Below are 22213 nucleotides of genomic sequence, written 5' to 3'. Positions count from 1 at the left end.
CATGCAATTTTCAGCTGAAGCTTTTCAGGAAGGTCAAGTCTTATTGATTGACAAGCCTTTACATTGGTCTTCTTTCCAAGCCGTAAACAAAATTAAATGGCTCTTAAAGAAAGAATACGGTCTTAAAAAAATCAAAGTAGGACATGCAGGAACGCTAGATCCTTTAGCTACTGGGTTATTACTGATTTGTACAGGAAAAGCGACTAAAACAATTACCGATTTACAAGGTCAGGAAAAAGAATACACTGGCACCTTTCATATCGGAGCTACAACTCCTTCTTATGACTTAGAAACCGAAATTAATCAAACATTTCCAACGAATCACATTACGGAAGAAATGATTGAACAAACAAGAGTGAGTTTTCTAGGTACAACCGAACAACGTCCTCCTATTTTTTCTGCATTAAAAAAAGATGGAAAAAGACTATATGAGCATGCGAGAAAAGGAGAAGAAGTAGAAATAAGCACACGTCCTATTACTATTTCTGACTTTGAACTAACTCGTGTTGCACTACCTGAAATTGATTTCAGAGTTGCTTGTTCTAAAGGAACGTATATTCGTTCACTTGCTTTTGATTTTGGAGAAAAACTAAATAGCGGAGGCCATTTAACGGCATTGCGACGCACGAAGATCGGAGATTATGACGTTGCTAATGCGTTGAGCATTGAAGCATTCGAGAAAATGGTAACAGTTGACGGTTAACAGTTGACTATTAAACTGTAAACCATACACTGTACACTGTAAACTAAAATACAAAAGGCTACTCTAAGAGTAGCCTTTCTCATTCATCGTATTAAAGCAATTATTCATTTAAAATTACCTCCTCAAGCTTTGGTAGCTCTTCTGGTGTAAACATACGATAATGTATCTGGAAGGTTTTTTGTTTGGGCGTTTCTAAAGAGAAACCACCGGCTCCAAAACCATCTGTTACGTCTAATGTGAAATGAGCGTGTTTCCAATACTCGAATAAATCACGATCTACCCAAAAATCAAAACCACACACCTCTCCAATTTTGACATCTCTTCGTCTTAAGTAATACCCTCCCTTCACAAAACACATCGGTTGTGTACCTTCACAACAGCCTCCAGCCTGATAGAACATCAAATCTCCGTGTTCGGCTTGTAGTTCTTGTATCAAGGCCTTTGCTTTTTCTGTTACATCAATTCGGCTAACTTTCGACATCTTATTTTCTTTTTAAAAGAATCCTAATTTGTTTTTATTATAAGAAATCAACATGTTTTTTGTTTGGCGATAATGGCCTAACATCATTTTGTGATTTTCACGTCCAATACCCGATTGCTTATATCCTCCAAATGGAGCTCCTGCAGGGTAATTATGGTAGTTGTTTACCCAAACACGTCCAGCTTTAATTGCTCTTGGAATTTGGTATAATTGGTGCGCATCACGCGTCCATACTCCTGCTCCTAATCCATACAAGGTATCATTGGCAATTTCAATCGCCTCTTTTTCATCTTTGAATGTCGTTACAGCCAATACAGGTCCGAAAATTTCCTCTTGGAAAATACGCATCTTATTGTGTCCTTTAAATAAAGTTGGTTGGATGTAATATCCTGTTTCTAGATCACCTCCTAAGTGGTTCACTTCTCCTCCTACCAATACTTCAGCTCCTTCTTCTTTCCCCAGTTTTAGGTACGAATTAATCTTGTCGTATTGAATTTTGGATGCTTGTGCTCCCATCATCGTTGTTGGATCTAATGGATTTCCAACCTTGATTGCTTTTACGCGCTCAATAACACGTGCAATAAATTTATCGTAAATACTTTCTTGAATCAACAAACGAGACGGACAAGTACAAATTTCACCTTGGTTAAAAGCGAATAATACTGCACCTTCAATGGCTTTGTCTAAGTATTCATCGTCGTGATCCATAATCGATTCAAAGAATACGTTTGGCGACTTTCCTCCTAACTCTAAAGTAACGGGAATAATATTTTCTGTTGCGTATTGCATCACTAAACGTCCTGTTGCTGTAGAACCTGTAAACGCCGCTTTGCTAATTTTAGGATTGGTTACTAGTTTTTGCCCTAATTCAGAACCAAATCCATTGACAATATTGATTACCCCTGCTGGAACTAAATCTCCAATCAATTCCATCAACACCATGATCGAAATTGGCGTACTTTCAGCTGGTTTCAGTACCACACAGTTTCCTGCTGCTAATGCTGGAGCTAATTTCCATACCGCCATTAAAATTGGGAAGTTCCAAGGAATAATTTGAGCTACCACACCAAGTGGTTCATGCACAATCATAGAAACTGTATGTTCATCAAGTTCTACTACCGAACCTTCTTCTGCGCGAATCACACCCGCAAAATAACGGAAATGGTCAATAGCCAATGGAATATCGGCATTTAGCGTTTCGCGAATAGCTTTTCCGTTGTCTATGGTTTCCACTTGAGCGATATAATCTAAATTTTGCTCCATGCGATCCGCAATGCGGTTCAAAATATTACTGCGTTCTGTCGCTGATGTACGGCTCCATGTTTCGAAGGCTTTATCTGCCGCATCAATGGCTAAAATTAAATCATCTTCTGTGGAGTGAGCTGCTTTGGCGAATGGTTTTCCCGTAATAGGCGTAATAGAATCAAAGTAGTTTCCTTTTACTGGTTCAACGAATTTTCCGTTGATATAATTGCCGTATTTCTCTTTAAACTTGGGGAATTGCATGTTGTTTGACATAAATAATTCTGTTTTTTTTATGGTTAATCTTCCTAAGATACAATTAATTACAGTTCAAGACAATCCCGAGTAATGGATTATATAAAATTTAACACAAGCATAAAAACAAGCTTTTCGACCAATCAGATAAAGGATTGGTTTCTTTCATTGTTTATCTAAGGAGAAATTTTACTTTTGTCCAAACACGAAAAGAATATGAAAAAAATACTAGCGCTTATTGTTTTACTATCCACGATAAGCTATGCTCAGCAGACAACGTTTAAAGAGGGAGATTTGATTTTTCAAAACCTAAAATGTGGACCACTTTGTGACGCAATTAATGAAGTGACCTATGGATATGAGGGATTAAACTTCAATCACATGGGAATGGTTATTGAACATGAGGGCAGCTTACAAGTAATAGAAGCTACTTCGCCAGAAGTATGTATCACTCCGCTAGATCAGTTTTTAAACAAGACTACTGAGCCTATGTATTTAGGACGAGTACTTGCAAAATACGAGAAACTACTTCCGAAAGCGAAAGAATTTGCTTTGGAACAAGTTGGCGTTCCTTATGACGATAATTATTTATATGCCAATGGTAAATACTACTGTTCAGAACTTATTTATGATGCCTTTAAATCAGCCAATAAAAACAAGGAGTTTTTTAGATTGCATCCCATGACGTATCGCTCAAAATACACAGGAGAATATTTTCCTGTTTGGGTACAATACTTTGAAAAATTAGACCAAGTCATCCCTGAAGGAGCTATAGGATGTAATCCCGCAGGCATGTCTTGGTCAAAAAACATCACTATTGTAGGTCCTATCGTACCATAGTGATACTATAGATTTAGTTATCAATTGAGGTCATCAATGCTGCAACTTCTTGTTGTACTTGTTGACCTTTATTTTTTGTATACCACTTGTTCAACAAGATGATTCCATCTTCGTCAAATTTTCCGTGTGCTGTTTTGTAATCATTGACTAATTGAACTGCATCAGCAGGACGTGGCCCCCAATCACCTAGTACTTCCAGCGTTTCTTTGTCTACGATTAACAACTTTGGAATTGCTCGTCCACCATTAGTTAAATATTGATCCATCAACTCCAAGTTTTGGTCGCGAAATACAATACGCAACTCCACTTTTCCAGTAAGTTCAGCCATTTTATTTAGCATAGGTACAGACTGAGCTGCATCTCCACACCAGCTTTCAGAAATCACCAACCAAATGTACTCTTTCCCCAAGTTTTCCATTACTAAGGCAACTTCAGGCTCTACACTCAACGTTTTATCTAAGCGATGTAAGCGCGCTTCATTCAGTTCAGCATATGGTAAATAATCTGCTGAAAGATTTAATTTCTCAGGGTTATTTTGCAGAGCCTCTGTCACATACGAACGGAACGCTGCATACGAAAAGCTATTATTCAATTCTTTTATCTCGACTTTGTTCATTTTTGTTTAATTTTATTAGTTTGAATTCAAAGTTAAACTTTTAAACACTAATCTATCAATACTTTATTTATGAAAACCCCAAAAATAGGTTTGGCTTTATCTGGAGGTGGCTATAAAGGGATAGCTCATGCTGGTGTTCTTTCCTTTTTACTCGAGCAAGACATCAAACCTAAAATCCTCGCTGGAACAAGTGCAGGATCCATTGTTTCTTGTCTATTTGCGATGGGATTGACTCCACATGAGATCTTGGATTTTTTTAAATCTGTCAATATTTTAAACTGGCATTTTTTTACGTTTAAAAAAGCAGGACTCATTGATTCAAATGCATTTGAGAAATATCTATTCTCTATTTTTGAAAATAGAACCTTGGATGATTTGCCGATTCCAGTCCTGATTAACTCCACCGATATTGCAAAAGGAGAAGTACACGTTTTTGATCCTAGTACGCGTGTGATTGATGCGATTTTAGCCTCTAGTGCTTTTCCCGCTATTTTTTCACCGCACAGCATCAACGAGCAATTGTATAGCGATGGAGGTATCCTCAACAATTTCGCTACAGATTTGATTCGAGAGGATTGCGACTTTCTCATTGGGAGTAACGTTTGCCCAATTGAACAATTAGACAAGAAAAACCTAACCTCCCTTCGATCCGTGGCTATACGAGCCTATGATTTGATGGCGGCTAATCACAACCGCTCCCAATCGATTTTATGTGATTGGTTAATTGAATCGCACCACATCACTCAATATTCAACTTTTGAGCGAAATAAGCAACGAATGGATGAAATTTTTGACTTGGGATATCAAGCAGCTAGTAGAACGTTTAAAAATCATCAGGATAAATTCGCAAAAGCTATTTTATAGTAGTATATAATCTTTATATTTGCAAAACTTTAAAAATATCATATCCATGAAATACAAAAGAATTCTACTTAAATTAAGTGGAGAAGCTTTAATGGGAGAGAATCAATATGGAATTGACCCTAAGAGATTAGCTGAGTACGCAGCTGAAGTAAAAAAAGTACATGATCTAGGTGTTGAAATAGCGATTGTTATTGGTGGTGGAAATATTTTTAGAGGAGTAGCAGGAGCAAGTGTAGGTATGGATCGCGTTCAAGGAGACTATATGGGAATGCTTGCAACGATTATCAATGGAATGGCACTTCAAGGTGCTTTAGAAGATGCCGGAATGCTAACTCGTTTACAGACAGCCTTGAAAATCGAAGCTGTTGCTGAGCCTTATATCAAAAGAAGAGCTGTTCGTCACTTAGAAAAAGGTAGAATTGTAATTTTCGGAGCAGGAACAGGAAACCCTTATTTCACTACAGATACAGCTGCAGTATTAAGAGGGGTTGAAATCAACGCTGATGTAATTTTAAAAGGAACACGTGTTGATGGCGTGTACAATGCAGATCCTGAGAAAGATCCTACTGCTGTTAAATTTGAGCAAATCACATTTAGCGACGTACTAACAAAAGGGTTGAATGTAATGGATACTACAGCATTTACCTTGAGTAGAGAAAACGAGTTACCGATTGTGGTATTCGATATGAATAAAGAAAACAATTTACTAAAAGTTTGCCAAGGAGATGATTCAGTAGGAACTACTGTTTCCGTAAACATTAATTAATAAACGTTATGACAGAAGAAATAGATTTAATTATTGCAAGTGCAAAAGAGGCAATGGACAGTTCTATTGCTCACTTAGAAAAATCTTTATTAAATATTCGCGCTGGAAAAGCATCACCTCAAATGTTAGGTGCCGTTTTTGTAGACTATTACGGTTCTCAAACTCCGCTATCACAAGTAGCAAGTGTAAACGTTCCAGATGCTCGTACATTAACAGTTACACCTTGGGAAAAAAGCATGTTACAACCAATTGAAAAAGCAATTATGATTGCTAATTTAGGGTTGAATCCAATGAATAATGGAGATAATATCATCATCAATATCCCTGCTTTAACAGAAGAAAGACGTAAAGACTTGGTAAAACAAGCCAAAGCAGAAACAGAAGAAGCAAAAATTGGTATTCGAAATGCACGTAAAGATGCAAACAACGATATCAAGAAAGAAGAAAAAAACGGAGTTTCTGAAGATGTTTGTAAAGATGCTGAAGAGCAAATACAAAAATTGACCGATGCTTTTGTAAAGAAGATTGACGATATCTTAGTGAGAAAAGAAGAAGAAATTCTAAAAGTATAAGGAAAGCCCGCATCAGCGGGCTTTTTTATTGCTACATATTTCAACGTTTTTAAGGCAATTTGTTTCTTTTACAAATGAACCTTCCCATACAACGCCTCTAAAAGCTATATTTCATACCGAATGTTTGATTAATAACCTAGTTGATTACACAAATATCTATTGTTTTTTAGTACATTTGTTCGTATTTCAATTCCAAGAATTGATCTACCAGGTAACAAAAATATAATCAAAAATGAAACACACCAAAATTATCGATCTACTTACCGGGAAGGCACTTTTGCACGAAGTAAAAGCAAAAGGTTGGGTAAAGACATTTAGAAACAACCAATTTATTGCTTTAAATGACGGATCGACAATCAATAACATCCAATGTGTTGTTGACTTAGATAAGTTTCCTGCTGAATTATTAAAAAAGATTCACACAGGAGCAGCTATTTCTGTAAGAGGTACCCTAATTGAAAGTAGAGGAGCTGGACAAAATGTAGAAATCCAAGTTGAAAACTTAAAAGTTTATGGTGAATCCAATCCAGAAGAGTATCCAATTCAACCGAAAAAACACTCGTTAGAGTTTTTACGTGAAAATGCTCACTTACGAATTAGAACAAACATTTTTGGTGCTATTATGCGCGTAAGAAGTACACTTTCTTATGCTGTACATAAATATTTCCAAGACAATGGTTTCTTTTATTTCAATGCACCAATCATCACAGGATCTGATGCAGAAGGAGCTGGAGAAATGTTTAAAGTAACCAATTTCAATTTAAATAAACTTCCACGTACTGAAGAAGGAGCGGTTGATTTCTCTGAAGATTTTTTTGGAAAAGCAACGAACCTAACTGTATCTGGACAATTAGAAGCGGAAACGTATGCTATGGCATTGGGATCAGTATATACATTTGGCCCTACTTTCCGTGCAGAAAATTCAAATACATCTCGTCACTTAGCTGAATTCTGGATGATCGAACCTGAGGTTGCTTTCAACAAATTAGCAGACAACATGGATTTAGCAGAGGATTTCATTAAATATGTAATCAACTATACGCTAGAAAAATGTCAAGATGATTTGGCTTTCTTAGAGAAGAGATTACAAGAAGAAGAAAAGAATAAACCACAAGCGGAACGCAGTGAAATGGCTTTACTTGAGAAACTTCGTTTTATCACAGAAAACAATTTCAAACGCGTAAGCTATACAGAGGCTATTGATATTTTAAAAGCTTCTAAGCCGAATAAAAACAAGAAATTCAACTATATCATTGAAGAATGGGGTGCTGATTTACAAAGTGAGCACGAGCGTTATTTAGTTGAGAAACACTTCAAATGCCCTGTAATCTTATTTGATTACCCAGCAGATATCAAAGCATTCTATATGCGTATGAACGAGGATGGAAAAACAGTTCGCGCTATGGATATCTTATTCCCTGGAATTGGAGAGATTGTAGGTGGTTCTGAAAGAGAAGAGCGCTATGACGTTTTATTGGACAAAATCGAGTCAATGGGAATTGACAAAGAAGAGCTTTGGTGGTATTTAGATACCCGTAAGTTTGGTACAGCTCCACACAGTGGATTTGGTCTTGGATTTGAGCGTTTAGTACTATTCGTTACAGGTATGACGAACATTAGAGACGTTATTCCTTTCCCTAGAACTCCGCAAAATGCAGCGTTTTAATTATTCATAGAAAGAAACCCTTCAAATGTTTACTTTTATCGTATTTTTTCTTTAATTTAGAGGGAATACCGATTAAAAGTAAACATTTTTATTTCGTTAATTTTATTTAGCATGCTAAAACAAAGTTTACAGCTTAAATTATCTCAAAAATTATCTCCTCAGCAAATCCAGTTGATGAAGCTGATTCAATTGCCTACTTTAGCCTTTGAACAAAGGCTGAAAGAAGAACTAATTGAAAATCCTGCCTTGGAAACAGGGAAAGAAGAAACAGGGGACGACTTCGATAGTTTAGACAATGATTTTGACGACTTTGACAATGAACGCATTGACACAGAGGACATCAATATTGATGACTACCTCAGCGATGATGAAATTCCTGATTACAAATTACAGGCGAATAATTACAGTTCTGATGATGATGATTATGAAGCACCAATAATTGCTACAGAATCCTTTCATCAAAATCTAATCAATCAACTCAATACCTTCATCCTTTCTGACCACGATAGAGCCATTGCGGAATTCTTAGTGGGTAGTATTGATGAAATGGGATATATCCGTCGTGATGTACAAGACATTGTGGATGACTTAGCCTTTACTCAAGGGATTTACACCGATTTAGAAACGGTGGAAAATATCTTGAGCATTGTTCATGAACTTGAGCCAATTGGCGTAGGTGCACGTGATCTACAAGAGTGTTTATTGTTGCAATTGAAACACAAAACACCTACGGATGCTATTACAATAGCCAAAGACATCATTGAGAATCAATTCGATGCCTTCACTAAAAAACATTATGACAAGCTCTTAACGCGTTATAATATTACCAAAGATCAATTGCGCAAAGCCATTGATGAAATTGAGAAACTCAATCCGAAACCAGGAGGAGCTTTCACAGGGTCTAATCGCTTTATAGAACAGGTGATTCCCGATTTTACCATCAAAATTGTCGATGGTGAAATCGAATTATCCTTAAACAATAGAAATGCACCTGAGCTCCACGTCTCTCGCGATTATCAAGAGATGTTACAGACGTATAAAGATTCTACACAAGCTAGTGCTTCTCAAAAAGATGCGGTTCAATTCATCAAACAAAAGTTAGATGGAGCGAAGTGGTTCATTGACGCCATCAAACAACGTCATGAAACGCTTTATGTTACCATGAGTGCTATTATACACTATCAACAAGAATATTTTTTAACGGGAGATGAGACCAAACTTAAGCCAATGATTCTAAAAGACATTGCTGATTTAGTTGGGTTGGATATCTCTACGATTTCACGTGTTGCTAATAGTAAATACGTTGAAACACCTTATGGTACTAAATTGATCAAGAATTTCTTTTCAGAAGCAATGATGAATGATCAAGGAGAAGAAGTATCTACGATTGAAATCAAGAAGATTCTAGAAAATATCATCATGGAGGAGGATAAAAAGAAACCGTATCCCGATGATAAAATTGCGGAATTATTGAAAGAAAAAGGGTACCCTATTGCTCGAAGAACCATTGCAAAATACAGAGAACAATTGGACATTCCAGTCGCTCGAATGAGAAAGAAAATTTAATTAGAAATACAAACCATTCACTAACCTTGCGGTAGGCCATCATGAAAAAATTAGCTCAACTTGTTTCCTATCTTTTTCATCCTATTTTGGTTCCTTTACAAACTGTTGGGTTGTACTTTCTTATTCAGTACTATTATTTTACACCTTTAGAACTGTCTATTATTCTCAGTCAAGTAGCCATTGTTACTTTTTTCATTCCCATTTCCATTTACTATTTGATGCGTTCCTTGCGCATTCTTAAATCTAGTGTAATGGTCAATGAAACCAAAGAGCGTATCTTTCCTTTTGCCATTAATATTTTACTGCTTTATACGCTTAAATCACTTGTTTTGTACAACAACAGTGCGTATGAACTGAAGATTTATTTTTGGGGCTTAATTGGATCGTATTCTCTCTTGTTGCTTGGCGCATTTTTGAAACAAAAATTCAGTGTTCACACTACTTTATTAACTGCAGGATTAACGTTTCTCATCCTGTTGCTTATCCACCAAAAAACACCTGCTTTAATTCTAGTTATTGGCTGTATATTAATTACGGGAATAACCGCTAGTGCTCGTTTATTTTTACGTGCACATACCTCGTATGAAGTTATTCTAGGTGGATTAATTGGAATTGTTCCTCAAATTTTGTGTTGGATGCTTTTACAATAATCTTATTTTTATACATTCATTATTTAATTGATAAAAAAAGAATACCTTTTCCGAAAATTCAACCTTTTGAACCCAAACAGATGAAAAGGATTCTCTTATATTTATTATTTTCTTTAGGCGTACAGGCACAAAATGCCCCACTTGATTCCATTTGTATTGAATATAAACTTGAGCACGGACTTTTTCTTGTTTCTCAACACAACAAGTATGGTTTAATCGATAGTTTAGGAAGTCCTATTACTCCCATCATATATGATGATATAGATTTAGTAAAACGATATGGTTTTCTAGCCTTACCCTTTGAAGGTACTGACTATACCACAGTCAATGAAGGAGGTAAAATTGGAGTTATTGACAAAACAGGTAAACAAATTATTCCATCCGTATACAAAAACATTAAGACACCTTTTTACCTCGACTTAATAATCGCAGAATCGGAAGAAGGAATGCAGTTATTTGATTCAGAAGGCAAACCACTATCCCCCATCTATGACCTGATTCATATTAATTCCAACTCATCTTATCCTTTAGTAGGACAAAATAACAAATATGGTTATATCAACCCAAAGGGAGAGATAATGCTACCTATCAACTACGATCAAGTAACTATTTTCGACACTTTCGATATAGGCTCTAAAGAATATGTAATAACCACATTAGGAAACAAGAAAGGTTTTGCTCACAAAAGTGGTTCTGTTGTAGTACCACCTATCTATGATGAAATCAAACCAGACTTTAAAACGCCCTACATACGCGTTCGTTTGAATGGTAAATACGGCGTAATGGATCGAGCTGGAAATATTTTAGTTTCACCTGACTACGATGAAATGGAGTCTAGTTTCGAACATGGTTATGCTCTTGTATTTCAATATAGTGATTCACTTAATAAAGCATTTAAAAATCGCTTATATGGAGCCGTTAACTTTCAGAATAAACAAACCTTAACCACTGAGTATAACCAAATTTTTCATCATCCTACTAGTCACAAAGATCTTGCTAGTATATATACAAAGACGGGGGTAGGATTGGCATATCCAAAAACTGGGCAAATCATAGCCCCTCCCATATTTATGACGATTGAAGACGATTATTTAGACGATTATGGAATAGCCATTCTCATCCAAGCGAGAGAAAAAAACAAATCTCGAGAATATTACTCTGAACTTCGACGCAACTATTATGCACATAAAAAAAGAGGACCAAACAATCTCTTCAGTCTACTTGAAAACCCTGAAGCATACCAATATGGAGCAATAGATAGAAAAGGAAATATACTAGTCCCTTCTATATACCAAAATGTAACACTTATTCAAGGATATGGGTATGAGTATCCCGTTACATTTTTGAAGGCACAAACATACGATAACAAAGAAGTTGCCTATGACCTAAAGGGAAAGCAAGTAGTTGCCGCCAAATATGATAAAGTACAACCCTTATACAAGGGAGAGGACAAACAACTAGGCTATATTATTGTTATGCAAAACGGCCAATTTGGTTTAGTTAATTCTAAAGGTAAGATCCTAATTCCCATTACCTATGATTATATCGCTCAAACACCTAGTGGTTTACTTCGGGTGAAAAAGAAAAAGAAATACGGGCTGATGAACCTAAAAGGCAAAATTGTACTTCCTTTTATTTATAATCAAATAGAAAATGATTGGTACCAACCTGACCTCATCAAAATAGCACAAGACTCTACTTATGGTATCCTAAAAGTGAATAGGACAGCACAAACGGTACAACAAATAATTCCGATGCATTATTCTACTATTACACTAGCAATACATAAAGAAGAAAATAAATTGTTGTTTTTTATTGTCAAAAAAGATCAAAGTTTTGGTTTATATTCCCCTGAAGGCACTTTAGTTTGTCCTCCAATTTACGATAAAATCAGCGATTTCAACGGTGGTGCATACGCCTTAGTCTATAAAGACAATCAAGTTGGTTTACTGAAAATGGACGGTACTTTTGCATTCCCCTTACAAACTTATAAAGATCTAAGTTATAGTTATACAAATGGTAGATGGATTTTGTATATAGACCAAAAGGAATTTACGATAATAGAAGAATAAGCTGCTTTAAAACTATAAAATATAAAAGATAACTCCTACTTTAAAGAGCCTAAGTTTTTCCGAATCATCCTTGATTGGTGCTTCTTTATAAATGGGATTCAAACCGTAGTAGGCATAGAAATTCCACGTATTAAATCCAGCTCCTACGTACATGCCCAACAACCATTTGTTGATATTATCATCTCCTCTTACTGTTGTAGAATAGGTATCGGTTGAAGTTTTAAGACGACTTCCCAAAACATAACTCGCTTTGAACCCTACATAAGTACGCCAAAATTTGTGGCTTTCTGGAGTAGAAGTTCTCCATCGCAATTCAATAGGGAAATCCAACATATGCAACGAAAGACTGTTTTTCTTATAACTTGGTAAAGTAGTATAACTTCCATCTTCTGCTAGTCCGAAGTTATTGCGCAAATTTTGATATGAAAATCCAAAACCTGGAGCAATAGCTATGGTGCGACTTTTATTGATTGGAAAATCCCTCAGGAAACCAACATCCATCCCCAAAGAGACAGAATTTCCTTTAAAACCAACAGGTTTACCCTGCATCAAGGTATGCGATATACCGAAGTAAAATTGATCTTCTCTATATTTATAGTCTAGGGCTACGCTATCCTTTTTACTGGTCAATTCATCAATTCCTCCTAGTTCTTGTGCAAAAGAAAAGGAAGATATAAAACAACATAAACCAAGTAAAAAGACATTCTTCATTGTACTAATTTATAAAATTAAAAGGAATAAACTAGACCTACTCCTAGTGTTTGTTTGAATTGAATTTTTGGCCCTTCCATTACTTGTACACCGTTGCGTTCAACTTTTGTTTTTACGTTGTCATCGTAAATCAAGTTAATTCCAACATTAGCACGTACAAAATCATTCACCTTCATATCGAGTTTTAAGTCCCACATTACATCAATATTACCAAATCGATCAATGTAATCACTATATAACGTCAATTTTGTATCAATAAATATATTCGTAAATACTTCTTTCTTCCATTCGGTACTCACCAACAAACCAACCTCCGCTTTAGAGCGTTTTCCGTGTTTCAGAATATTTCCATCAGCATCTTTGATCGCTTGATCCACACCAAAAGCTCCTTGATCTGCTAAGCGTTGATCATTAACAAACGTTGCTTTATAGGTTAAAGGTGAAATATAGTATTTAATTCCTGTTTTAGAATCCATATATTCCCCCCCGATCCCGACAAATAGATAAGCTGGAGCTAACCATCTTGAAACGGGATCATCCGTATTAGGATAATTAAATCCATCTGTAAACTGAGTTCTAAAATTTAATTTAGAAACATAGTACCAATCGGATGCTACCGAAGATTTATAACCAAAGGTTGAATTAAGTTCTAAAACATCATCTGTCTTACGCAACTCTCGATCAGATTGCTTATTTACACCGTAGCGCACATTTAAAACATTATCCCAAATCAAACGCCCTTTGATATACTTTCTGCTAAAATATCCTTTTAATAAGCCTGAAATCGAATTATCTCCCCCAGCACTCCAATTGACAAAAGCAATTTGATTGAAATCTAACCCTACTCTATTCTTTTTCTCCCAGTACCCTATAATTTCATTATTCACAGGAATAGCAGATAACTGAATTTGAGGGTTAAACTTTGTTTTGATTTGCGTGTATTTGGGCTTACTGCGTTCCACAAAAACCTCTGGTTTAAAGAAGCCTAAATCTTCTCTACTCCCGATATTCATATAGCTCATCAGCAAATCTTCTTCTGCATAATTTTGACGAGGTAAAAAGTTCATCAAGGGATTAAAAGGATTCTCTTGAACTTTTACCGTATCCTGAGCTACTTGTGTATTGGGTTGAGGATTTCCAGCAGGGGTTTGTCCCTCTTGGGCTAATGCACCAACACCAGATAAACTTAATACAGAAAAAAAAGCAATCTTGCCTAACTTATTCAAAACTTTCACTAATTAATTTAACAATTGAATCTATGTCTATTCCACAAATTTCTTGTTGTTCTCTTACGGTTGCATGTTCGATGAATACATCGGGAACACCTAAATTTTCAACTGGAATCCCTGGATAATGCTGTGCTACAAATTGAGCAATCACACTTCCAAAGCCTCCTTTTATTGCGCCATCTTCGATGGTTACAATACGTTCATGCGTTTGACAAATATGATGTAGTTCTTCCTCATTTAATGGTTTCACAAACATAAAATGATAATGTGACCAATCTTCAGTCTCGCATTTTTTAAAGGCTTCTATCACATTATTGCCAATAACTCCCGTAGAAATCATCGCAAATTTATTGCCTTTTCTTAAATTTTTAGTTATTGATACGTTAACTTTTTTGAATTCTTCTCGCCAATTGGATTCTTTTACTCCTTTTCCTCTAGGATATCGAATTGCCCAAGGCGTATCAATTCCCAATTGAACTGTATATAATAAATTGCGCAATTCTATTTCATCTAAAGGCGCAGCAATCACCATATTGGGAATACAGTTCAAGTACGCTAAATCAAAAACGCCTTGATGTGTTGCACCGTCCTCTCCTACTAATCCTGCGCGATCCAAGCAAAATACTACGGGAAGTTTTTGCAGTGCTACATCGTGAATTAACTGATCATAAGCGCGTTGTAGAAAAGTGGAATAAATGGCACAATATGGGATTAATCCTTGCGTCGCCATTCCTGCAGCTAAAGTCACCGCATGTTGCTCTGCAATTCCGACATCTAATGCCCGTTCAGGAAACGCTTCCATCATATACTTCATTGAACTTCCCGTAGGCATTGCGGGTGTAATCCCTACAATTAACGGGTTTTGTTCTGCTAGTTCTACTAATGTATGCCCGAAAACATCCTGATACTTTGCTGGGTATTCCTTTTCCTCTTTGCGAATCAGCTCTCCCGTTGCACTATCAAATTTACCTGGAGCATGATATTTTACCTGATCTTCTTCTGCTTGTTTTAATCCTTTTCCCTTAGTCGTAATGACATGTAAGAACTTAGGTCCCTGATGTTGTTTTAACTTTGTTAACTCCTTAATCAACTGTTTCAAATCATGTCCATCTACAGGACCGCGATAATCAAAGTGCAAGGATTTAATCATGTTATTTCGCTTGTGATTACGCCCTTCTTTCACTGCCGTTAAATAATCTTTCAGCGCTCCTACACTTGGATCAATTCCAATTGCATTATCATTTAAGATGACCAACATATTGGCATCACTCACGCCAGCGTGATTAAGACCTTCAAAAGCCATCCCCGCAGCAATAGAAGCATCTCCAATAACAGCAATATGCTGTTTATCGCATTCTCCTTTTAACTTCGAAGCAATGGCCATACCTAAAACAGCAGAAATAGAAGTCGATGAATGCCCTACGCCAAAAGCATCGTATATACTTTCAAAGCGATTGGGAAATCCACTCACTCCATCTTTTTGTCGATTGGTATGAAAATCAGCTTGACGTCCAGTTAATAACTTATGTCCGTATGCTTGATGTCCCACATCCCAAACCAATAAATCATTCGGTGTATCAAAAACATAATGCAAGGCAATTGTCAATTCAACAACCCCTAAACTCGCTCCTAGATGTCCTTCTTTCGTGGCTACAATATCAATGATAAATCGTCGAATTTCAGCAGCTAAATCTTCCAACTGAGGTAAACTCAATTGTCTAATGTCTGAAGGATCTTTGATTTGTTCTAATAACATACGACTATTTCTACTCTTTTATATAAAGGACAAAATTACAACTTTGTTTTTACTCAAACGCCAATCCAATTAAATAATACCATGCTTCCTATCGGAATTCCAAGTATATAAAATTGCTATGCACAACGCAGACGAATGGGCATTCGTCCCTAGTTGTAGTGATTTTTTAACATTATTTAAAAGGGAAAACCTTTTTCATTTAACTTTGCTTGAAATAAAAAGAGACCATGGATATTTTTACAGATGAATATTTTATGCGCATTGCTTTAAGTGAAGCTCAAATTGCCTTTGAAAAAGGAGAGATTCCCGTTGGGGCGATTGTTGTTTCTGATCAAAAGATTATTGCCAAATGCCATAATCTCACAGAATTACTTCACGATGTTACGGCTCATGCAGAATTGCAAGCAGTTTCTTCTGCCGCAAACTATTTAGATGCTAAATATCTGAAATCATGCACTTTATTTGTAACTTTAGAACCTTGCCAGATGTGTGCAGGCGCCTTATATTGGAGTCAAGTTTCGCGCGTAGTCTGGGGAGCAAGTGATGAAAAAAGAGGATTTCAAACAATGGGCGGACAACTTCATCCTAAAACAAAAGTGACTGCTGGAATTTTAGCCGATGAATGTGCAGCACTTATGCGCTCATTTTTTGAGAAAAAAAGATAAAACTATAAAAAGCTATGAAAAACAAAATTGTATTAACCGTAGTGTGTCTACTTTTAGCCTTTCTACAGGCTTGTAAAAAAGACGCTACACAGGATTTTCCATTATCGGATCCCAAAGATTTTAGCGAATACATCAGCGCTTTTACCACAGGAATGATTTCCTCCAAATCGCCGATTGATATTGCCTTAACCAAAAACTGGGGCGAATGGCAAGATCAAGAGGAAGTTGATGCTAAATTTTTCACCATTTCACCTGCTGTGAAAGGAAAATTACACTATTTAGCTAATCAAACACTGCGTTTTGAACCTGCAGAACGACTGAAACAAGACCAGAAATATTACATTACTTTTCATTTAGGAAAGTTAACCAAGGTAGAAGAAGATCAACAAACTTTTTCGTTTTTAGTGCATACGGTACCTCAACAGTTTACTACTGAATTTGCAGACTTACAATCTACAGACAAGGATACCTACATGCTTAATGGAGTGATTAAATCAAGTGATTGGATTAGCACAGAAACCATTAAAAAGATTGCAACAGCTCAACAAGGAAAACAAGCCCTAGAACTTTCTTTTCAAACCAATGATGCACAAGAAGGAAAGGAATTTCCCTTTATCATTCGCGGAATCAAACGTCAAAAAGAAAGCAGCGAATTGACCTTAACGATAGATGCGAAAGCGATTCAATTGGATCAAAAAGCAACGCAAACTTTTGATATTCCAGCAAAAGATGTCTTCCATGTACACCAAGTACTAACAACGATTGGAGATAATCACGCTTTTGCTATTAACTTTTCCAATCCCATCAAAAAGAATCAAAATTTAGAAGGATTAATTCGCTTACAAGGATTAGAAAGTTTACCTCTTACTTTTTTGGTGGAAGGTAACTTGATCAAAGTATACAGCGAAAAAACACTACCTGAAGAGGTAACCTTAGTGGTTCAAGAAGGAATCAGCGATAGTTATGGCAATAAATTAAGCAATAACTATACAGAAAACATCACGTTTGCTATTCCAAAACCAGAAGTGCAACTCTTGCAAAATGGTACAATCCTCCCTTCTTCAGAAAATTTAAAAATCAACTTTAAAGCAACCTCTTTAAGAGCAGTTGATGTGAAGGTTTACAAAGTATTCCAAAACAATATTTTACAATTCTTACAGTCTAATAATCTTGATGGTTCGTATTCGTTATACACCGTTGCAGCACCTATTGCTAAAACAACGATTGAATTGACGAATCCTGATCCTAAAGCGCTATTGCGATGGAATGCGTATGCCTTGGATTTATCGACCTTAATCAAACCTGATCCAGGCGCTATTTACCATGTGAAGTTTTCTTTCAAAAAAGCGTATGCAATCAACTGTGAAACAGATGGAGAGGAAGAAATTGAAGTGGAGGAAGAAGAATTATCTCCTGAGGACGATGAATATGAATATTACTATCGTTACTATCCATGGGAAGAAAAAGAAGACCCTTGTTCTGATGCTTACTATTACTATATGCAAATGCCTTCAACGAATGTATTAGCTAGTGATTTAGCACTTATTGTAAAAGGAGGAAATGACAATGTATATACTGCTGTTGTAACCAATATTTTAACGACAGCCCCTGTGAATGGAGCTACAGTTGAATTCTATAGCTATCAACAACAATTACTAGCTACGGCTAAAACAGATAATGAAGGAATTGCCAAAGTAAATTTAGGCAAGAACAAAGCTTATTTTGCCATTGCAAAACAAGACAATAATACGACGTACATTAAGATTGATCAAGCGAATGCGCTTTCTGTTAGTAACTACGACGTAGATGGTACAACCCTACAAAAGGGAATGAATGGTTATGTGTATACTGAACGCGGCGTTTGGCGTCCTGGAGATTACATCCACATTGGTTTCATCTTAGATGATATCGCCAATCCATTACCCGAAAATCACCCTATTAAATTGACGTTATCTGATCCGTTTGGAAAAGTAACGGAGCAAATGGTTCAAAAGAAAAACGAAGCCAATCACTATGCCTTTAAAATCAAAACAGATGCCGAAGTACCAACAGGGAACTGGGAAGCGGTGATTCAGGTAGGTGGAGCTAAGTTTTACAAACGCATCAAAGTAGAAACCATCAAACCCAATCGTTTGAAGATCAAAAATAATGCAGAAGGGAAAGTGATTACTTCTGATTATTACAACAAGCAAATTGATTACAACGTAGAATGGCTACAAGGAAGTACGGCTAAAAATTTAAAAGCAGAGGTACAAATCAAATTACTTCCTGAACAAACAACGTTTAAAACGTATCCAAACTATCGTTTCAACAATAGCTTGTCTTCTTATGCAACCGAAGACATCAATGTATTTTCTGGACGAACAAGTGAAAGCGGTGCTTTTTCTTTCGCTTTAAATCTGAAGAATACAGTAGAAAACTCAGCGATGTTAAAAGCAATTTTAACGACCAAAGTATATGAAAACGGTGGAGATGTATCTACTGATGTATCTACATTGACCTACTCTCCTTATGCTAGCTATGTAGGGATTAAAGCACCTGAAGCTAATAAATACGGGTATTACGAAACAGATAAACCGTTGGATTTTTCCGTTGTAACGGTGGATAGTGAAGGAAAAGCATTAGGTCAAAATGTACGCGTAGATGTTTATAGAAAAAAAGGATACTGGTGGTGGAGCTCTAACCAGTATGGAGTATCAAATTACAATGCTTCAGAGTATTATAGTTTATACAGCTCCGATGAAATCAGTACTTCATCAAAAGGAGGAACGAAATACGAATTAAAAATTCCGGAACAAGATTGGGGGAATTACGAAGTTGTATTAACCAATTTAAACAGTGGACATGTTGCTTCTCAACAGGTGTATGTAGACTGGCCGTATTGGTCAGCCAAAACCAAACACAAAGAAGGTAAAGATGCTATTGCACTCTCTATTGCAACAGATAAAAAAGAATATACTGTAGGCGAAAAAGTTAACCTATCCTTCCCGTCAAGTGAAGGTGGGCGCGCGTTAGTTTCTGTTGAAAGTGGCAGTAGTGTTTTATCTACACATTGGGTACAAACCAAACAAGGAGAAACGACGTTTGAGTTACCTACTACGGCTGCGATGGCACCAAATGCTTACATCAATATTACGTTGATTCAACCGCATGCTTACACCATCAATAATGCTCCTATTCGCTTGTATGGTATTGCACCCATTAGCGTATACAACAAAAAAACTAAGTTAGAACCTGAGATTATCATGCCTGACAAATTGCGTCCAGAAGAAAAATTCACCTTAAAAGTGAAAGAGAAAAATGGAAGCAAAATGACATATACAGTAGCTATCGTTGAAGATGGTTTATTAGATCTAACGCGTTTCAAAACACCAACTCCTTGGCAAAATTTCTATAGTAAAGCAGCCTTGGGTGTTCGCACATGGGATGTTTTTGACTATATCATTGGAGCTTATGGAGGAACCATCAACCAAGTATTTAGTATTGGTGGAGATGAAGATTTAGGCGCAGGTCAGGTGAAGAAAGCCAACCGCTTTAAACCGGTTGTTATTTTCTCTGGTCCACATACATTAGAAAAAGGAAAGACTGCTTCTCACGAAATTAAACTACCTAAATATATTGGGTCGGTTCGAACCATGATTGTAGCTTCAAATACAGAAAACAGAGCTTACGGAAATACCGATAAAACGGTAAAAGTGAATAATCCGTTGATGATACTAGGTTCCTTACCACGCAGAGCTGTTCCAGGAGAAAAAATCACTCTACCTGTTACTGTGTTCGCTATGGAGAACCACGTTAAAAACGTTCAGATTTCCGTAAAAACAGATGATAAATTCAAAATCAGTGGTTCTTCCTCTCAACAACTGACATTCAGTGAGCCTGATGAAAAAATCGCTTACTTTGAGCTAGAAGTAGCGAATAAAACAGGGATTTCTAAAATTGAAATTGAAGCAACTTCCGGAAAAGAAAAAGCAACCTATAGCATTGAATTGGATGTACTCAATCCAAATCCTGTAACGACACGTACAGAAATTGTAAGTATTGATCCTCAAAGTGAAGCAAACTTAGATTGGAATCCATTTGGTATTGCCGGAAGCAACAAAGCAACCTTAGAGCTTTCCGCTTTCCCGAATATCAATTTGACTTCGCGTTTGAATTACTTGATTACATTCCCACATGGATGTACAGAGCAAATCACTTCAGGTGTATTTCCTCAGCTCTATCTTGGCGATTTAATCACGTTGGACGAAAGCAAAAAACAAAGCATCCAGCGCAATGTAAACGAAGGGATCCAACGTTTAGCACAGCGTCAATTCTCTGATGGTGGATTTGCGTACTGGCCAGGTAATAGCTATGCGGATGATTGGGCAACGTCTTATGTTGGACATTTCTATCTTGAAGCAGAGAAGAAAGGATACGCACTTCCGGTAAACAGTAAATCCAACTGGATTTCCTACCAACAGAAAATGGCCCGTCAATGGAAATCTAATACGCGCTATAATACCGATTTCGCACAAGCATATCGTTTATACACGTTAGCTTTAGCGGGGCAACCGGATATTGCTTCGATGAACCGACTGAGAGAAACACAAGGAATCTCTACGAATACCAAATTCCGTTTGGCTGCTGCCTATGCATTAGCGGGACAAAAAGAAGCTGCTCAAAAATTAATTGCGAACCTTTCTTTAGATGAAATTGCAGGTTATTCGTACTACGGTTCTTATGAAAGAAACTTAGCTATGGTTTTAGAGACCATGATGTACAGCAATGGCAATAAGATTAAAACGCATGAATACGCTATTGAACTAGCGAATAAATTGGGATCTTCTCAATGGATGAGTACACAAACCACAGCGTATGCTTTAAATGCAATCGCTAGCTATGTGAATGTACACAAGCCAAGTGATGGAATTAATACACTCTATACCTATAACGGACAAGCAACAACCGTTAATACTGCAAAAGCAATGGTTCACGCTGAATTGAAAAACATCAAATCAAGTAATAACCTAGCGGTTCAGAATAAGAGTAATGCTGTACTGTATGCCCGTTTAACATCGAGTGGTATTTTACCTGTTGGACAAGAACAAGCGGACCAGAGTAACTTAGCCATTAAAACGACGTACCGCGCTACAAATGGCCTTGTAATTAACCCTGCGAGTTTGCAACAAGGAACAGAGTTTATCTGTGATATTACTATTTCAAATACAAGTAACCGCAGTATTGAAAACGTAGCCTTAACACATATTGTTCCTTCCGGATGGGAAATTGTCAATTTGCGTTATACTGATGCAGGAGGAACAGAAAATCAAGTGGATTACACCGATATTCGCGATGATCGTTCGCTGTTCTATTTTACATTAAATGCAAATAGTACCAAAACATTGAAAGTGACATTAAATGCATCGTATTTAGGAAACTACTACCTTCCAGGGGTACAAGCCAATGCCATGTATGACAATGCCTACCGCTGTCGCACAATAGGACAATGGGTAGAAGTAATCAAATAACGAAAAATTAAATCAAGATAAATACAGGGATAGCAATCCCTGTATTGCT

The 22213-nt window shown here is 36.6% G+C and carries 17 protein-coding genes; 11 read left to right on the top strand and 6 right to left on the bottom strand.

Annotated elements, in window-relative coordinates:
- Window position 1 precedes the first annotated feature (1 nt).
- The gene (gene truB / locus ACUTSE_RS00570) at window positions 2–703 is read left to right on the top strand and encodes a tRNA pseudouridine(55) synthase TruB (RefSeq protein ID WP_445638855.1); all 702 of its coding nucleotides are present in this window, start codon (window positions 2–4) and stop codon (window positions 701–703) included.
- Window positions 704–803: 100 nt separating this feature from the next.
- Here the strand turns inward: truB and ACUTSE_RS00565 are convergent, their stop codons facing one another.
- A complete protein-coding gene (locus tag ACUTSE_RS00565; RefSeq protein ID WP_259187745.1) occupies window positions 804–1184 on the bottom strand; it encodes a DUF779 domain-containing protein in 381 nt (126 codons plus the stop codon).
- Between the two features lie 12 nt (window positions 1185–1196).
- A complete protein-coding gene (locus ACUTSE_RS00560; RefSeq protein WP_115092438.1) occupies window positions 1197–2702 on the bottom strand; it encodes an aldehyde dehydrogenase family protein in 1506 nt (501 codons plus the stop codon).
- Window positions 2703–2897: 195 nt separating this feature from the next.
- On the opposite strand from ACUTSE_RS00560, the gene ACUTSE_RS00555 reads away from it, so the two are divergent.
- Window positions 2898–3521 (top strand): YiiX/YebB-like N1pC/P60 family cysteine hydrolase, encoded by a 624-nt coding sequence (locus tag ACUTSE_RS00555; RefSeq protein WP_002989836.1) that lies wholly within the window; start codon window positions 2898–2900, stop codon window positions 3519–3521.
- A 13-nt stretch (window positions 3522–3534) separates the two neighbouring features.
- Here ACUTSE_RS00555 and ACUTSE_RS00550 read toward each other — a convergent pair whose 3' ends face one another.
- Window positions 3535–4137 carry a thioredoxin family protein gene (locus ACUTSE_RS00550; protein WP_445638854.1) on the bottom strand — a complete coding sequence of 201 codons (603 nt, stop codon included), beginning with the start codon at window positions 4135–4137 and terminating at the stop codon, window positions 3535–3537.
- A gap of 69 nt (window positions 4138–4206) precedes the next feature.
- Here ACUTSE_RS00550 and ACUTSE_RS00545 point away from each other — a divergent pair, with 69 nt between their 5' ends.
- The 7 genes from ACUTSE_RS00545 (at window position 4207) to ACUTSE_RS00515 (ending at window position 12293) form a co-directional block, all read left to right on the top strand.
- Window positions 4207–5001, top strand: a complete 795-nt coding sequence (locus ACUTSE_RS00545) for a patatin-like phospholipase family protein (RefSeq protein ID WP_002989833.1) — start codon at window positions 4207–4209, stop codon at window positions 4999–5001.
- A 46-nt stretch (window positions 5002–5047) separates the two neighbouring features.
- A complete protein-coding gene (gene pyrH, locus ACUTSE_RS00540; RefSeq protein WP_002989830.1) occupies window positions 5048–5767 on the top strand; it encodes a UMP kinase in 720 nt (239 codons plus the stop codon).
- 8 nt (window positions 5768–5775) lie between these two features.
- Window positions 5776–6339, top strand: coding sequence for a ribosome recycling factor (frr, locus tag ACUTSE_RS00535; protein WP_445638853.1), 564 nt, complete (start codon window positions 5776–5778; stop codon window positions 6337–6339).
- 232 nt (window positions 6340–6571) lie between these two features.
- On the top strand, window positions 6572–8005 hold the full coding sequence (gene asnS / locus ACUTSE_RS00530) for an asparagine--tRNA ligase (protein ID WP_115092433.1): 1434 nt from the start codon (window positions 6572–6574) through the stop codon (window positions 8003–8005).
- 111 nt (window positions 8006–8116) lie between these two features.
- Window positions 8117–9571, top strand: a complete 1455-nt coding sequence (rpoN, locus tag ACUTSE_RS00525) for an RNA polymerase factor sigma-54 (RefSeq protein WP_445638852.1) — start codon at window positions 8117–8119, stop codon at window positions 9569–9571.
- Window positions 9572–9612: 41 nt separating this feature from the next.
- The gene (locus ACUTSE_RS00520; protein WP_445638851.1) at window positions 9613–10221 is read left to right on the top strand and encodes a hypothetical protein; all 609 of its coding nucleotides are present in this window, start codon (window positions 9613–9615) and stop codon (window positions 10219–10221) included.
- An 80-nt stretch (window positions 10222–10301) separates the two neighbouring features.
- Window positions 10302–12293: a WG repeat-containing protein gene (locus tag ACUTSE_RS00515; protein ID WP_445638850.1), complete on the top strand. Its 1992-nt coding sequence runs from the start codon at window positions 10302–10304 to the stop codon at window positions 12291–12293.
- 12 nt (window positions 12294–12305) lie between these two features.
- On the opposite strand, the gene ACUTSE_RS00510 is transcribed toward ACUTSE_RS00515, so the two are convergent.
- The 3 genes from ACUTSE_RS00510 to ACUTSE_RS00500 are packed head-to-tail and all read right to left on the bottom strand — an operon-like array spanning window position 12306 to window position 15989.
- On the bottom strand, window positions 12306–13004 hold the full coding sequence (locus tag ACUTSE_RS00510; RefSeq protein WP_445638849.1) for a porin family protein: 699 nt from the start codon (window positions 13002–13004) through the stop codon (window positions 12306–12308).
- 17 nt (window positions 13005–13021) lie between these two features.
- On the bottom strand, window positions 13022–14239 hold the full coding sequence (locus tag ACUTSE_RS00505; RefSeq protein ID WP_445638848.1) for a DUF3078 domain-containing protein: 1218 nt from the start codon (window positions 14237–14239) through the stop codon (window positions 13022–13024).
- Window positions 14223–15989, bottom strand: a complete 1767-nt coding sequence (locus ACUTSE_RS00500) for a 1-deoxy-D-xylulose-5-phosphate synthase (RefSeq protein ID WP_445638847.1) — start codon at window positions 15987–15989, stop codon at window positions 14223–14225. Before ACUTSE_RS00500 ends, ACUTSE_RS00505 begins: the two co-directional genes overlap by 17 nt.
- 227 nt (window positions 15990–16216) lie before the next feature.
- Here ACUTSE_RS00500 and ACUTSE_RS00495 point away from each other — a divergent pair, with 227 nt between their 5' ends.
- Entirely contained in the window at window positions 16217–16654 is a 438-nt protein-coding gene (locus tag ACUTSE_RS00495) for a nucleoside deaminase (protein WP_259187736.1), read from the top strand.
- 14 nt (window positions 16655–16668) lie between these two features.
- Window positions 16669–22164 carry an alpha-2-macroglobulin family protein gene (locus tag ACUTSE_RS00490; RefSeq protein WP_445638846.1) on the top strand — a complete coding sequence of 1832 codons (5496 nt, stop codon included), beginning with the start codon at window positions 16669–16671 and terminating at the stop codon, window positions 22162–22164.
- The last annotated feature ends 49 nt before the right edge of the window (window positions 22165–22213 follow it).

This window comes from Myroides sp. TSA_177.3, assembly GCF_052691955.1.
The sequence above is the reverse complement of the archived record's forward strand: the minus strand, read 5'-3'. Positions and strand labels throughout refer to the sequence as shown.